This is a genomic window from Massilia sp. PWRC2, from assembly GCF_049896725.1.
In the GTDB taxonomy this organism is placed as follows: Bacteria; Pseudomonadota; Gammaproteobacteria; order Burkholderiales; family Burkholderiaceae_D; genus JAFCUW01.
Genome location: NZ_JAFCUW010000005.1, coordinates 337,155 through 351,917 on the forward strand (window position 1 = coordinate 337,155; position 14,763 = coordinate 351,917).

The 14,763-nt window shown below is 67.8% G+C and carries 12 protein-coding genes; 4 read left to right on the plus strand and 8 right to left on the minus strand.

Translation table 11 applies throughout. The features are described from left to right. Positions 1-16: 16 nt before the first annotated feature. The 5 genes from ACP7BZ_RS12780 to ACP7BZ_RS12800 form a co-directional block, all read right to left on the minus strand. Positions 17-490 (minus strand): SH3 domain-containing protein, encoded by a 474-nt coding sequence (locus ACP7BZ_RS12780; RefSeq protein ID WP_426113653.1) that lies wholly within the window; start codon positions 488-490, stop codon positions 17-19. A gap of 9 nt (positions 491-499) precedes the next feature. Then, a complete protein-coding gene (locus ACP7BZ_RS12785; protein ID WP_426113655.1) occupies positions 500-2,113 on the minus strand; it encodes a hypothetical protein in 1,614 nt (537 codons plus the stop codon). Next, entirely contained in the window at positions 2,083-4,485 is a 2,403-nt protein-coding gene (locus ACP7BZ_RS12790; RefSeq protein WP_426113657.1) for an FtsW/RodA/SpoVE family cell cycle protein, read from the minus strand. The genes ACP7BZ_RS12785 and ACP7BZ_RS12790 overlap by 31 nt, the downstream gene beginning before the upstream one ends. Beyond that, positions 4,482-5,465, minus strand: a complete 984-nt coding sequence (locus ACP7BZ_RS12795) for a protein kinase domain-containing protein (RefSeq protein ID WP_426113659.1) — start codon at positions 5,463-5,465, stop codon at positions 4,482-4,484. Before ACP7BZ_RS12795 ends, ACP7BZ_RS12790 begins: the two co-directional genes overlap by 4 nt. Before the next feature lie 149 nt (positions 5,466-5,614). Continuing rightward, the gene (locus tag ACP7BZ_RS12800) at positions 5,615-6,082 is read right to left on the minus strand and encodes a glycine zipper 2TM domain-containing protein (protein ID WP_426113661.1); all 468 of its coding nucleotides are present in this window, start codon (positions 6,080-6,082) and stop codon (positions 5,615-5,617) included. A gap of 259 nt (positions 6,083-6,341) precedes the next feature. On the opposite strand from ACP7BZ_RS12800, the gene ACP7BZ_RS12805 reads away from it, so the two are divergent. Then, on the plus strand, positions 6,342-7,475 hold the full coding sequence (locus ACP7BZ_RS12805) for a metallophosphoesterase (RefSeq protein WP_426113663.1): 1,134 nt from the start codon (positions 6,342-6,344) through the stop codon (positions 7,473-7,475). Positions 7,476-7,562: 87 nt separating this feature from the next. Further along, positions 7,563-8,996 carry a M20/M25/M40 family metallo-hydrolase gene (locus ACP7BZ_RS12810; RefSeq protein ID WP_426113665.1) on the plus strand — a complete coding sequence of 478 codons (1,434 nt, stop codon included), beginning with the start codon at positions 7,563-7,565 and terminating at the stop codon, positions 8,994-8,996. Between the two features lie 93 nt (positions 8,997-9,089). On the opposite strand, the gene ACP7BZ_RS12815 is transcribed toward ACP7BZ_RS12810, so the two are convergent. Further along, positions 9,090-9,281: a Thivi_2564 family membrane protein gene (locus ACP7BZ_RS12815; RefSeq protein ID WP_426113667.1), complete on the minus strand. Its 192-nt coding sequence runs from the start codon at positions 9,279-9,281 to the stop codon at positions 9,090-9,092. Positions 9,282-9,403: 122 nt separating this feature from the next. Further along, on the minus strand, positions 9,404-9,802 hold the full coding sequence (locus ACP7BZ_RS12820) for a DUF1566 domain-containing protein (RefSeq protein ID WP_426113669.1): 399 nt from the start codon (positions 9,800-9,802) through the stop codon (positions 9,404-9,406). A gap of 362 nt (positions 9,803-10,164) precedes the next feature. Here ACP7BZ_RS12820 and ACP7BZ_RS12825 point away from each other — a divergent pair, with 362 nt between their 5' ends. Beyond that, the gene (locus ACP7BZ_RS12825) at positions 10,165-11,448 is read left to right on the plus strand and encodes a VanZ family protein (protein WP_426113671.1); all 1,284 of its coding nucleotides are present in this window, start codon (positions 10,165-10,167) and stop codon (positions 11,446-11,448) included. Here ACP7BZ_RS12825 and ACP7BZ_RS12830 read toward each other — a convergent pair. After that, positions 11,426-13,840 carry a PAS domain-containing protein gene (locus tag ACP7BZ_RS12830; protein ID WP_426113673.1) on the minus strand — a complete coding sequence of 805 codons (2,415 nt, stop codon included), beginning with the start codon at positions 13,838-13,840 and terminating at the stop codon, positions 11,426-11,428. The two genes, ACP7BZ_RS12825 and ACP7BZ_RS12830, sit on opposite strands and share 23 nt — an antisense overlap. A gap of 311 nt (positions 13,841-14,151) precedes the next feature. Here ACP7BZ_RS12830 and ACP7BZ_RS12835 point away from each other — a divergent pair, with 311 nt between their 5' ends. Next, complete coding sequence (locus ACP7BZ_RS12835; protein ID WP_426113675.1) at positions 14,152-14,607, plus strand: hypothetical protein; 456 nt, start codon at positions 14,152-14,154, stop codon at positions 14,605-14,607. Positions 14,608-14,763 lie beyond the last annotated feature (156 nt).

The following is a 14,763-nucleotide window of genomic DNA, read 5'->3' on the forward strand; positions in this document are numbered from 1 at the left end:
CATGGCGGTGCGATCCTCAGCGTTGGCGCGCGTGCGCTTCTTCTGCGCGCCGCAACCACAGGCTGCTGACCCAGCCGTCGAGCTGGCGCTGGCCGATGCTGGCGCGCACCTGCCACCAGTCGCCTGCGCGCACGCCGGTGGTGGTGACCGTTGCGCCGGCCGGCACCAGCGCCAGGCGCGCGCCATCGATGCTGGCGCTGGCGCGCAGATTGAGGTCGTCGAAGGCGCGGTAGCTGGTGCGCTGATACGTCGGTGGCGTACTCGCAGCGGCGCTGCGCGCGGCGGCTTGACCGGCCAGCTGTGCTGGCGCTGGCGCCGTGGTCGGTGGCGCCAGCGCCAGTAGCGCACTGCCGATGCCCCAGCTGCCCGCCGCCACCAGCGTGATCGCTTTCAGATTGGGGCGGCGCCACCAGTGTGCTGGCGTGCAGACCGAGGCCAGCGCCAATGTCAGCACGAAGGCGGCGGCGAAGATGGCAAACAGGTAGCCCATGTGCCTGCCTCAGGCGTCGAAACGCAGCACGTAGTGACCGGCCACCAGGTGGTGCCCGGGCGGCAGCAGATACGGCGCGGCGCCGTCGAGGGTGGCGACGAAATCTAGCCGGGCGTCGAGGTGATAGAGCGCCTGGGTGGCAGCGAGCCGGCCGATCTGAAAGCCGCCGGCGGTGGCCTCGAAACTGAAGGCATTGCGCGACAGGCCGATCCGGTCGGCGCTGGCGCTGTCATCGGTGAGCCCAGCGGCGCTGCGCACGAAACGGGGCGAGTCGAGCACGCGCAGGGCCGCCAGCATGGGGGCGCCACGGCCGAACACAAAGCGGGCGCCGCCGGGTACCGGTAATCCCGGCGGGTTCGACAGCCTGGGCTGCGCCGGCAAGATCAGCAGCGCGCAATAGCGCTCGGCCATGGCGGCGGCGACGCTGGCCAGGCCGATGCTGGCGCCATCCATCGGGCTGAAGCTCGACGGTACGCTGATCGCTTCGCGGCCGGCGGCGGTGATCGCCATCAGCGCATCGTTGCCATCGACGGCAAAGCGGATCACCGCTTCGACCCCGGGCGCGGCCACCGCCAGCTGTTCGTCAAAACCAATTTCGAGGGCGGCGGCGCCGGTTTCGCGGTAGCGCGACAGGCGCGGCAGGGCCAGCGCGGCCAGCGTCACGCGCTGGCCGGCCAGCGGTGCATACGTGGCATCGGCGCTGTCAAGCGCGCCAGCGCCGCGCGCGGTCGCGGGCGCCGCCGCCAGTGGCAGCGCGGTGGCGTCGCTCGCTGCCGGTACCTCGGCGCTGCTCGCTGCCGCTGTCTCTGCGCCGCGCTGCTTCCAGACTGTGGCGGCACGCGCGGGCGCGCCTGCGCTGGCGGCGCTCGCAATCGGCGCACGCGCCGGCGCCGGCGCCCCCAGCCGGGTCACCTTGAGCAGCAGGCGGCGCGCCGGCGTCAAGCCAGCCTTCGAGCGGATTACGTAGTAGCCGCCCAGCGGATCGAAACTGCAGTCGAAGGCTTGCTTGGGCCGCACTTGCACTTCGAGGGGAGCGTCGGCGCCGTCGTTGATCAACAGGATGGCCGGTTCACCGTTGCTGCCACCGGCAGCATCGGCAGCATCGGCAGCATCGGTAGCAGCGGCACCCACCAGCGCCAGCCGCTGGTTCTGGTAGATCGGGCACCGTGTCTGCCAGATCGCGCTGTCGCTGGAGGTGGCGACCTGGTAGAGCACCGCTTCGCCGGCCGCTGGCAGATAGACGGCGTGGCCGAAGCGCACTTCGACCTGGCCCGCTGCGAGCGACTCGGCGCCGACGACGTCGTAGCGCACTTCGTCGTTGCCGAGCAGGTCGCCGAAATCCTTCTGGTGCAGCGCCGCTAGCGAAGCGGCCAGGTCGCGCACGCGCGCGCCGCGCGTGAGGTGGCGGTCATCGTCGACGTCGTCCTGCGGCAGCATCAGGGTGATGTGCGAAAAGCAGCGGGTGGCAGCGCGCCCGCGCTGCTCGCGTGGCGAGCGCTCGAGCAGGTCGCGCAGCAGCGGGCGGCGCGCAAACAGCGCCAGGCCGGGCGCCTGCCACAAGGCTTCGGCATTAAAGACGTCGGCCACCTTGCCTAGCACTTCGTGTTGTACGTAGACGGGCATGATTGCATCTCCTCGAAAGTTTGCGCGCTGATCGCAGTAAACGCTAGCAGGGGGCAGATGAAAAACAGCAGGTGGCTGCCGCCCGCCGACAGAAAGCTCATGGGCTGGCCCATGATGGGAAAGATCGATAGATTGGTGCCCCATGACAGCAGCAGGTGACCGAGCACGAAGGCGGCGCCGCCGCACAGGGCAAAGCAGCAGAAGCGCCCCAGCCAGGCCTGGCGAAAGTCACGCGCTGCCTGCGCCGCCGCATGGGCGCGCGCCGCCACCTGCAGCACCCCAGTGAGGAACAGCGCCTGCAGCAGCCACAGGACGAGGGCCGCCGCCAGGCCGTGGCGGTAGAGGAAAAACGCCGGCGCGAAATCGTCCTGGACCTGGGGGATGCGCAGGGCGGCGCCGCCATCCTGGCCCAGGCTGGCCACGCCCAGCAGATGATCTTCACCCCACCAGCCGCCGGCGGCAATCGCGCGCGCGCCTTGCAGCAGTTGCTGGCCCGTGTGCGGGTGGCTGGCCGGGTCGAGCCAGACCAGGAAGCGGTCGGCATAAAAACTCCAGCCGGCCACTTCGCCAGCGCCGGCGAGGCGCAGCCAGACGATGGCCGCCACAGCCGCCAGCGCCAGAGCGCCGATGGCCGCCACCGCCAGGCGGCTGCGCGCACTCAAGGCCCAGGCAAAGGCCAGCGCCGTGCTCCACACCAGCAGCAGGATCAGCGGCGAGTAATCATCGACTTCCAGCAGCGCCAGCATCAGCAGGGCGGCAAACAGCAGCGCCGGCGCCGCCAGCCGGCACCAGCGCCACAACGGGTGGCTGTGGACCGGCATGGCCACGGCCAGCGGCTGATACCAGCCCATGCCGATCGCCAGGCAGTGCGCCGCCAGCGCGCACAAGGCGAGCTTGGCCAGTTCGACCGGCTGCAGGTCGAATACCCCGGTTTCGTCACCGAACAGCACCTGGGCCGCCAGCGCCAGCAGGGCCACCCCGGCCAGCAGCAGCAGCAGCCATTCGAGGCGGCCCTGGCTGATCAAGCCCGGCCGGCCCAGCCAGCGCAGGCGCAGGTGGGCGCCCACCCCCAGGCCGATTGCCAGCAGGGCAGTGCTTTTCTGGTAGTGGCGCAGCCACGACGATTCTTGCGCCGCCAGTCCCAGGTCGAGCTGGGCCAGCAGACCGATGGCCAGCAGCAGCGCGGCGGCGGCGCTGGCCAGCTGCAGGCGTGCCGGCAGCAGCAGTAACGAAAACAGGGCGGCGCAGCCGAGCAGCACCGACCAGCCGACGCCGGGCGCCGTGCCGGCACGCTGCAGCAGCAGCGCGCCAAGGCCGGCGATGGCCAGCAGGGCGCTGGCGGCGGCGCCGCTGGCCAGCGCCAGGCTGGTGGCGCCCGCTTCGAACGGCCAGCGGCCACGCTGCCAGGCCTGCGCCAGCCACACCACCAAGGCGGCGCACAACGCTGCGGCAATACCCCAGGCGGACCCGCCCGGCAGCTGCCACAGCGTGCGCGTGCGCCATTGCCAGCGCACTGCTGACGGTAAGGGCGCGGCGCTGTCCTGTGCATACAGGGCGACGTGGCCGAGCGGGCGCAAGCTCAGGGTGGCGCCATCGACATGGGCGGCAAAGCGGGTGTGGCCAGCGACGATCGACGTTACAGCATCGAGGCCGTCGGCGCCATCGAGCCACTGGCGCTGCTGCGCCAGGGCGAAGCTGGCGCCGCTGGCCGGCATCATGGTGACGCCGCTACCGGCCAGCAGCAGGCGGCCGTGGTCGATGGCCAGCCCGGCGAGCGCCGCGTCGATACCGGCGATACCGAGCCGGTTGCCGCAATACAGATTGCCGCCAAAGACCAGCGGCCGCGCCAGCGCCAGCGCCGCGGGCAGCAGCCGGTTCCACCAGCCTAGCGCCCGCGCTGCCAGCGTGGCGTCGGGGCAGGCTGGCTGGGCGGCACCGGCGCGCAGCAGTTGCGCACCATCGTACTGCCAGCTGCCGCCAGCGCCGTGAAAGCCGATGCTTTGTTCGCCGGCGTGGTCAACCACGAAGCGCGCCGTGCCCAGCGCAAAAGCGTCACCGGTTGCCAGCGCGATGGCGCCACTGCGCTGGTCGATGCCGCCGCGCTGGATCAGCAGCTGGCGGCTGGCGCTGGCGTTGGCCAGCGACCAGCGGCCGTCGGCGTCGCGCTGCAGATCGAGGTGGGCGCGGTCGGCCTGGGGCGCGGCCAGTTCGCGCGCGCCCAGCGTGAGCTGCTGGCCCGGCGCCAGGCGGATGTCGATGCGTTCGGGTGAGGCCAGCGCCGGCGTCCGGGCGAGCGTCAACCACTGCAGGGCGCACAGCAGCGCCAGCGCCAGGCCGACGACGGCCAGCCGTGCAGGTAGCGGGGCCTTCATGCGATGGCCTGCTCGCGCGCCCGCCTGGCTGGCGCCATTGCGGCGGCCAGCAGGCGGGCAATCGCCAGCGCATGCGGCGGCCGCGCCGCTGGCTGCGGTGCCAGCAGGGTGCGCAGCAGCAGCAGCGCATGGCCAGCTGCGCCGCGTGCGGGCAAATCGTCACAGTGGCGCACGAACAGCGCCGCTTCGTCATCGGCCAGGGTGTGGCAGGCTGCGGGCTGGTTTGCCAGACCGTGCTGCTGGCGCCAGGCCTGGGCCGCATCGATGCAAAAGCGCAGTGGCACGCCACCCGTGATCAGGTAGTACAACAGGGCGCCCAGCGTAAAATAATCGGTGGCGGCGCAGGTGACGTACCCGCTGCCGTCGTGGCCGGCCGTGGCCGCCCACAGCTGTTCCGGCGCCTGCCAGTGGGGAGTGCCGGCATAGGGATGGGGAGCGCGGTCGGCCAGCGCCCGGCTGGTACCGAAATCGGCCAGCTTGAGGGTGGTGTCGCGTGCGCCTCTGCTGAGCAACAGGTTCGAGGGTTTCAGGTCGAGGTGGCGGCGGCCGTACTGGTGCACCTTGGCCAGCGCCTGGTTGACCTGGCCGATCCACACCAGGGCCTGCAGCGGATCGACCGTGCTGCCGGCGGCGCGGCGGCATGCGACCCAGGCGCCAAGATCGCCGCCGAGCAGCTCGAGCGCCAGCACCGGCAGGCCGGCGTCGACGCCGCTGTCGAGCAGGCGCACGATGTGGCGGCCGTCCCACGGCGCCAGCTGGCGCAGGAAGGCCAGTTCGTCGTGGGCACCGTCGATCCAGCGCTGGCGCTGGTCAGGGACGGCCTGCACCATCTGCGCCTGGTTGACAAATTTGAGGGCCACCGCCGGCCCGGCCGGCAAGCGGGCGGCGCGCCATACCAGGCCGTAAGCGGAACTGGCCAGCGGCGCGTCGAGCCGGTAGCTGTGTGACGCCAGTGTAATAATGGTTCCTGCTGCCAGCATGGCTTCCCGCTTCACGACCGGTTGTGGACACGGCGTGTGCCGTCCGCAAAGGCTTAGCAGGGGGCTGCAGCAATATCGGTCAGTAAAGCAACAATGGGACAGGCGCGCGCCCATCCCATTGTTACTTCATTGCAGTGGCAGCCGGTCGATCAGCGGTGATGACCGCCATGGCCCCAGCCGCCGTGGTGACCGCCGTAATAGCCGCCACCGCCGTAGCCGCCGCCCACATACACCACCGCCGATGGCTGGTTGTAGTAGTAGGTGGGTGCCGGCGCGTAATATACCGGCCGCTGTTCCACATAAACGGGGGCCGGCTCGTAATAGCGGGCGCGGTCATCGTAGTAGGCGCTGCGGTTGTCGACATAGCCGCCATTGCTGTAGCTTACGTTGCTGTAACCACGGTTGTCATACCGGTCATTGGTCTGGATCGAATTACCCACCGCCGCGCCCAGCACGCCGCCGATCAGGGCGCCGTTGCGGTCATGGGTGCTGTTACCGATGGCCGCGCCGATGACGGCGCCGGCGACCGTGTTAAAGCCACGGTCCTGGGCCATGGCCGTCGACGAGACGGCCGTTGCGGCCAAGAGCAGGGCGCCTACGAATTTTTTATTCAACATGGCGATTTTCCTTTTGCCCCAGGCTCGATCAGGTTGATCAACAAACGCCGGGCATGAGTTCACTATAGCGACCGCCGCCAGCAGTGCTATTGTTAATACAGACGCTTACATCTGCGGCGGCTGTGTAACAAAGCGCTGTAACAAAGCTGTGCAACAATCGAGCCCAGCGCGACCGGGCACCCGCTGTGTTTCCGCGCGCCGCCTTGCAGAGGCGCACTTGCTCCCCATCTGTTGACCTTCTTCATAGCCAAAGCCTGCCATGCCCCGTCGTGCTTTTTATAAACTGCTCGCCCTGGCGGCGCTCTTGCATCTCTATCTGGGGCTGCGCCTGCTGCCCGCGATGGCCCTCGGCCAGGCGGCGCTGGCGGCCGCCATCGGCTTGTTGCTGGTGTCGTCGGTGCTGGTACCCACCGGGCTGATCGTCTCGAGCCTGCGGCGCGCGCACTGGACGACACCGCTGACCTGGGCCGCGCTATTGTCGATGGGACTGTTTTCCTCGCTGCTGCTGCTGACCGTGGCGCGCGATCTGCTGCTGCTCGTGCTGACGCTGGCCGGCGTTGCCGATCCCGCCGTGCTGCGGCTGTCGGCCTTCGCCGCGCCACTACTGGCGCTGGCGCTGACGGCCCTTGGTCTGGTCAACGCGCGCCGGCTGGCGCGCGTGGTGACGGTGGAAGTGCCGATTGCCGGCTTGCCGGCAGCACTGCATGGCTACACCATCGTGCAGTTGTCCGATATCCATGTCGGCCCCACCATCAAGCGCGCCTACCTGGAAGCGATCGTCGCCCGCGCCAATGCCCTGCGCGGCGACGCCATCGCCATCACCGGTGACCTGGTCGACGGCAGCGTGGCGCAACTGGCCGAGCACACGGCGCCGCTGGCCCAGCTGGTGGCCCGCGACGGCGTGTTTTTCGTCACTGGCAACCATGAATACTATTCGGGCGCGCAGGCGTGGATCAGCGAACTGCGCCGGCTGGGTTTGACCGTGCTGATGAACGAACACGTCCTGCGCGAGCGCGCCGGCGCCGTCGTCATGATCGCCGGTGTGGCCGATTTTCATGCCCACCATTTCGACGTCAGCCACCGCAGCGATCCGCACCAGGCTGCCGCCGGCGCGCCCGCCGGCATCAGCGCGCGCATCCTGCTGGCGCACCAGCCGCGCAGCGCCCTTGAGGCGGTCGATGCCGGTTTCCACCTGCAACTGTCCGGCCACACCCACGGCGGCCAGTTCTTCCCATGGAATCTGCTGGTGCCCCTGCAGCAGCCCTACGTGGCCGGCTTGCGCCAGCTGCGCAGCCTGTGGGTCTATACCAGCCGCGGCACCGGCTACTGGGGACCGCCAAAGCGGCTCGGCGCGCCATCTGAAATCACCCGCGTGCGGCTGGTGGCGGCGTAAGGGCACAGCACTGGCCGGCAGCGCGGTGGCGCCGCTATACTGTTGTTCGTCAGTATTTTTTAACCACCCACTTGTTGAAGGAACCGCATGAACCGTTCTTGCCGCCGCCTGTCCCTTTCCCTGATTGCCCTTGCCGTCGCCGGCACCGCCAGCGCGGCTGCGCCCGGTAACGATGGTGTGGCCCTGGGCAAGATTCGCGATAGCGCCCTGGCCAGCGACTGGGCCTATGAACGGCTGGCCGACATGACCGATCTGATCGGCCCGCGCCTGTCCGGTTCGGCCGGCGCCAGCGCCGCCGTGGTGCAAGTGGCCGAGGCGATGCGCCAACTCGGCGCCAGGGTCACCCTGCAGCCGGTCAAGGTGCCGCACTGGGTGCGCGGCCTCGAGACGGCCACGCTGGTCGATTACGCCGGCCGTCCAGCCGGACTGAGCCAGAAGGTGGTACTGACCGCGCTGGGCGGCTCCGGCGCCACCCCGGCCGCCGGCCTGCGCGCCCAGGTACTGGTGCTGCACGACCTCGACGAACTCAAGGCGCGTGTCGCCGAAGTGAAGGGCCGCATCGTGCTGTTCGACGTCGCCTTCGACCAGCGCATGGCCGATCACGGCATGGCCGGCCAGGCGTACGGCCAGGGCGTGCTGTACCGCGGCATGGGGACCAGGCTGGCGGCGCAGATGGGCGCGGCGGCGGTGCTGGTGCGCTCGGTGGGCGGCGCCGATTTCCGCCTGCCGCACACCGGCTCGTCCGGTTTGCAGGACGGCGCCCGCATTCCTGCTGCTGCCGTCGCCGCCGAGGATGCCATGCTGATGACGCGTCTGGCTGCGCGCGGTCCCTTGACCATGGAACTGGTGCTGACCCCGCAGATCCTGGCCGATGCCGACAGTTTTAATGTGATTGCCGATCTGCCTGGCCTGGACAAGGCCGACGAAGTGGTGGTGGTGTCAGGCCACCTCGATTCCTGGGATCTGGCCACCGGCGCCAATGACGATGCCACCGGCGTCGTCAGTGCGATGGCGGTGCTGGAGACGCTCAAGAAACTCGATTATCAACCGCGCCGCACCATCCGCATGATTGCCTGGATGAACGAGGAAAACGGCACGCGCGGTGCCCAGGCGTATGTAGAGGCGAACCGGGCGCTGGTGGCGAAACACGTGGCGGCCATCGAAAATGACGAAGGTTCGGGGCGCGTGTTCGGCATGCGCACCAGTATTCCGGTGGCATCGATGGTGCACTTCGCCGGCCTGCGCGCCGCCTTGCTGCCGATGGGGGCGGCCGGTCTGCAGCGTACCGATGTGCTGGGCACGGGCGATTTGAGCGGCCTCGAGCGCGCTGGCGTGCCCAGTTTCTCGCCGCTGATCGATGACTCGACCTATTTTAATTATCACCACACCGCTGCCGATACCTTCGACAAGGTCAAGCCGGAAGAGCTGCGCCGGCATGTGGCGGTGATGGCCACCACCGCCTGGTACCTGGCGAATATGAACGAGCCGATCGGCCGTACGCCGCCAGCGCCGGCCCGCTGAACGGCGCAATGGCGTAAAAAAACCCGGCGTGCCGGGTTTTTTGCTTTGTACTGCAGCTGCTGGCATGGCGCCCGCAAGGACTGCCTGCGCGGACTATATGTTCAGCCGTGGCAGGTAACCGGCGGGCACGATGCCAAACACCGACAGCACGATCAAGATCAGCAGGATGATAAACAGCACGCGCACGATCTGCGCGACAGGCGAGGGCAGCGGCAGCATGCTGACCAGCCACCAGATAAGGCCGAAGATGACCAGGTAAATGATCAGGGTAACAAGAACGTTCATGAATTTTCCTCTGCAGCGTGGGATGAAGTTGTCGGATTGGACATAGCCATCATGCCCCAGCCATCCAGAGGCCACTGTTCGCCAAAGCACATATGATTGAAAAATCTTGCCATTCGAGCAGCTTACTGTTCGGAATGGTGTGCGCCTGCCCAACTGACGGCGATGCGGCGCACGGAGCGGGCACGGCCGTGGAACTGGCGGCCATACATGGTCTGGATGCCGCTGGAAAAATTCTGGCCCCAGACCAGCTGCGAGCGCGTCTCTGACTGCTCGGCCGACCAGTACCAGACGCGCAAGAACAGCTCCTTCAGGTTGGCGTGCAACAGCGATAACTCGCGCCGGCTGGGCAAGTCACCACCGCGGTTGATGGCCCAGGCGCGCGCGGCCGACCAGGTGACGTCGTCGATGTCGCCGTCCAGCAAAACCAGGTGATGGTCGGGCGCGCCATTCTTGCCCAGGATGAGACCGGCGTAGACCTCGCCGTCCGGCAAGGATTGCTTGATTGACTCATGGCTACTCATACATTTCTCCAGCGGTGAATCCGGCAATGGATCAGACAGCCATGACGGCCGGAAGTTGCGCCCAATGGTGACCGCTGCGCGCAAAGCTAATCTGGATCAAAGGAGGGCGCTGTCGGCGCCGCGCACGGGCGCGCACGCGCCGGCGCGGTCTTCTCTGGCAGGGCGGGCGAGGTCGCGTAAAATTGGGGTTGCGGTTGCGGTTGCGGTTGCGGTTCCGTGAGCCGGCGGCTGAAGTTGTCCGCTGCGCTGTGCTGTGCTTGCCTGGGCCTTGGGTGCGGGAAAGATGCGACAGCACCCTGCGCTGCCAGTTCCCCCCTCAAGCAGGTGCCTGCAGCCCCTTTTTTGTTCGTTCCCTCACTGCCATGCTCCGACTCACCCTCCTGTTCCTGATCCTGATTGTGTATGGCAGCCTGTACCCGTTCACTGAATGGACGCCGGCGCGCACGCCGCTGTTTGCCTTTCTGTTGCAGTGGCCGGTGCACATTCCCCGCGCCGACCTGGTGCAGAACGTGCTGGCGTACGCGCCGTTTGGGCTGTTTCTGGGCCTGTACCGGCTGCGCCGGCCGGGCGCACGCGCCGCTGCCGCGCTGCGCTGGACCGTCGAGGCGGGCTTTTTACTCAGTTTGACCATGGAATGCCTGCAGCAGTTCGAACCGGTGCGCACGGCGTCGACCGCCGACATCGCCATGAACGTGCTCGGCAGCGCTGCCGGCGCCGTACTGGCGCTGATTCTGGCAGCCACGCCGCTGCCGCCGGCGTGGTCGGCGGCGCGCCACCCGGGTTTGCTGATCGCCCGTCTGCATGACTGGCGGCAGCGCTGCTTCTACGGTGGCACCCTGCCCAATCTGGGGCTGGCGGCAGTGGCGCTGTGGGTGCTCTCCCAGACCAGCCCGCTGGTGCCCGCCTTCGACCTGGCCTACCTGGGCCACAAGCTGGTCGTGCTGGCCTGGCAGCTGCGCGCGGCGGCGCATGCGGCGCTGGCGCCGCTGCTGGTCGTTGCCGCCCAGCTCGTCGCGCTCGGTCTGCTCATGCGCACCGTGCTGCGGCCACGGCCAGAGCAGCGCTACGGCGACGGCGTGTTCGCCGCCATGCTGGCGCTGGTGTTCGCCGTCAAGCTGCTGATGGTGGGGCGCTACCTGGTGCTCTCCGATGTGGCCGGCGCTGCCATCGCGCTGGCCGTGCTGGCCGTGCTGCAGCGCGATCGACGCAGCGGCCGCCGGCGCGCGGCCCTGGCCGGCAGTGTGCTGCTGGTGGCCGGCTTCATTGTCGGCGAATCGCTGGTCGGTGATGGTGGCGGCCTGCACCCGTTCAACTGGGTGCCCCTGTCAGGGCAGATGCGTTCGCTGACGGGGCTGGAAAACATCCTCGAACTGTTCTGGCCATTTTTTGCGCTGGCGTATTTCGTCCGCTGGCTCACGGCCGCCGGGCGCCGCTTCCAGGTCATGATGCTCGGGGCGCTGCTGGTGCTGGCGCTGGTGTTTCAGCTCGAATGGATGCAGCAGGCCTTGCCGGGACGCTACGGCGACATCACCCAGGTGTTGCTGGCTGTGTGCGGCTGGCTGCTGCCGTGGAGCTTCCGCTCGGCTGACTTTCAACGAGCCGCACGGCGCGCCAGCGCGGCCGTCACGCCGGTGGCGATACCTTGAAGGCATCCAGCAGGTGTTCGCTGGCTGCCAGCCGCGCCTGCAGCTCGTGCTGGGTGGTATTGTCGAGCACCATGCCAAACACGCCGATGACCTTGCCGTGGCGATCGCGGTCGGGCAGGTAGTGCACCTGCAGCTTGGCGGGGGCACCGGCAATCGTATTGTCCAGTTCGAACGACACCTCGGCGCCGGCCAGCGCCTGCTCGATCTGTACGCGGACGGTTTCAAAGGCGCTGTGTCCGAACACGTCGCTGATGGTCTTGCCGGCGAGGGCATCGGGCGGCAGGTTGAACCAGCGCTGGTAGCTTTTGTTGGTGAAGCGGTAGCGGAAGTCGCGGTCGATGTAGGACACCAGCACAGGCAAGTTGTTGGCGATCAGGCGCAGCCGTTTCTCGCTCTGGCGCAGCGCCTCGCGCGCCGCCTGGCGTGCTGAAATGTCCTGGATAAATACATGGGCCAGGTAACCATCGTCGGTCAGTTCGCTCTTGAGTGACAGTTCCACCGGCAGCTGGCGGCCGTCGCGATGGCTGGCGCGCAGCTCGATGCGGTGGTTGAGGGCATTGTCACGGCCGCTGTCGTCCATCGCAGCTGCCAGTTTGGCGTGGTCGGCGGTATGCAGAATCAGGCTGGCAAGGTGGCGGCCGTGCGCCTCGTCTGCAGTCCAGCCGAACAGCCGCGCGGCCTGGGCATTCCAGTCGGTGATCAGGCCGTGCTCGTCGAGGGCGACGAAGGCGTCGTTGCAGCCCTCCAGGATGCGCGCCGTGCGCCGCTGGGCGCGGCCCAGCGCCGTTACCAGCGGACGCACCAGGCGGCGCAGGATCAGGGTGCCGCCGGCGACCACCGCCGCCAGCACCAGCAGCAGTTGCAGTACGCGCCCGCGCAAGGGGGCGTACAGCGACTCGACTGCCGAGGTCACCCCCAGAGCGAGGCCGAAATTGCTCACTGGCGTGTAGGCCGAGATGATGCTGGCGCTGTCGGTGGTATCGTTGACGATCCCTGTACCGCTGACGCCGCCAAGGGCCAGCGCCAGGCTGCCGGCCACGCTGCCGGGGTCGGCCTGCATCGGCTGCAGCAGGAAGCTGCGCTGAAAGCGCGTCGGACCACAGGCGAAGCTGGCCTCGGCCGCCGGCACGCCGCTGGCGACCACGCTGCACAGCGCGGTGTCGGTGGTGGCACCCGATTCCTGTACCTCGGCGAGCAGCGCATGGATGCGCGGCAAGCGCGTCTCTACCACCAGCACGCCCACCGTGCGGCCATGGTCGACGATGTCATTGCGCGTTTCCAGTACGTAGCCATCGGCCCAGAACAAAATGGCGCCACCGCCGCTGCCTTGCAGGATATGTTTGACGGTGGCATCACGGATGCTCAGGATGCCGGCGGAAAAGAGTACGGTGCCGTTGGCGGAGAGGAACTGGGCGCCCGTCACCTGCTCGTCAAAATAGCGTTCGGCCAGCTGCGACAGGGAAGCCGTGGCGGCGCGATCGACCGCCCCAGCCTGGCTGCTCAGCCTGGTCATTGCCGAGCGCACGCTGGTGCGCGCGACGATCACTTTCGGATACCACAGGTTCGATTCGATTTCGTTGGCGATCGAGGCGGCGGTGGTGTGGGTGGTCAGCAGCAGGTTGCTGGCGGTCGCTTCTTCGAAACTGCTGCGTAGCACGGCAAAGCCGGCCACCCCGCCGATCACGGCAACAAAGGCGAACAGCACAGCGGAGCGGCGGTTGATGCGGGCTTCGGTGTGGTCGTCCGTGCGCGCCGCTGCCGCCGGGTACAGCAGCGACCATAGCCCCACCGCGCACACGCACAGCACCACTGCGGTCAGTGGCAGCAGGCGGTTGAAGCCAGCCAGGCGGTACAGGTCCTGCAGGCCGAGGGCGTGGCCGATCAAGGCCGCCACGCCGATCATCGCCACCATGGCGGCGGCAGCGCCACCGACACTGGCACGCAAGCCGGGCCGCGGGCTCAACTGGCAGGCAAGGGCGACGCCGATCATCAGCATGGCGAGCGCGCCGTTGGGTGAGGTGCGGCCCGGGTGCGGGATGGCGGCGCTGGGGCGCGCCCCTGCAGCGGCCAGGTCGATCCCCAGCGCGATGTCAAATACGGTTTCCACAATGAAGCCGAGCGGCAGCAGCGTCAGCACCAGCAGGCACAGCAGCACGCTGGCGCGGCGCGCCGCCGCCATTTGCCGCCACGGCACCTCGAGCACGGCGATGGCGTAGCCGGCGCAGGCCATCATCGCCATGTTGAGCAGGCCCATGCGTTCGCCACCGGGCAGCATGTCGTACAACGTCGACAGGCCAGGCGCGCGCCCCAGCAGCAGCAGCACTGCGACAGCGACGACCAGCATGCCGCAGATACGGGAGGTAGGGTAGCGCTGCACGTAAAGGCCGCTCAAAACGTGGGTGAAGCGCTATTGTTACCGAAGATCAATAGACTGGCAATCCTCATTGCCGCAGCGGCCAGTGCGTTCAGTGCGGCTGGGGCGGCGTCAGCGCCCATGCTTTGTTGATAGATACCAATTGTGTAGGATCGATCCCACACAGACGCGGTCGCCTGTCCGGTTGGCATATTGGCTCAGTTGGTTATTCTGGTGGTCCCGAGTCACACGGCTCGAGCATGCCGTCATCATCCCGCGGTGCCGTATGGTGCTCAACGAGAGCGCCGACCAGGGATCGCCCATCCGGGCCAACTCACAGGAGAAACTCCATGCGCACTACTTTGACCACCAGCTTGCTTGCAAGCGCTTTGCTGACCGCCACCTTGTCCACTGCGGCGTTCGCTCAAACTACCAAACAGCCCACCACCACGCCGGGTACGGCGCCAGCGCCGGGCAGTGCCATGCCGGATGCCGGCATGGTCACGCCGCCGGTGGCTGGCAGTGCCGCTGCCAGCGGGGTGATTGATCAGTCGCCGAACGGCGTGAACGGTATGAATGGTTTGAACGGCAGCGCCGGCGCCAGCGGTAGTGCCGGCACCAATGGCATGACGGGTTCGTCGACCTCTGGCAGCACGGCCGCCGGTGCGAACAGCGGCACCATGATGCCGCCAGCGCCCGATGCCATGCAAGGGGGCGCCAAGGCAGGTGCCGCTGGTAGCACTGGTGTTACCGATGGCAGCACCAGCAAATCGGGCAAGAAAAGCAAAACCGACAAAAAGAATTGATTTGTCGCGCAGTGTGCATCGTTTGTACAGTTTGTACAGTTTGTACAGTTTGTACAGTTTGTACAGTTTGTACAGTTTGTACAGTTTGTACAGTTTGTACAGTTTACACGGTTTAGTGAGCCGCTCCAAGCCGCCATCGCCAGCCTCGGGGCAGGC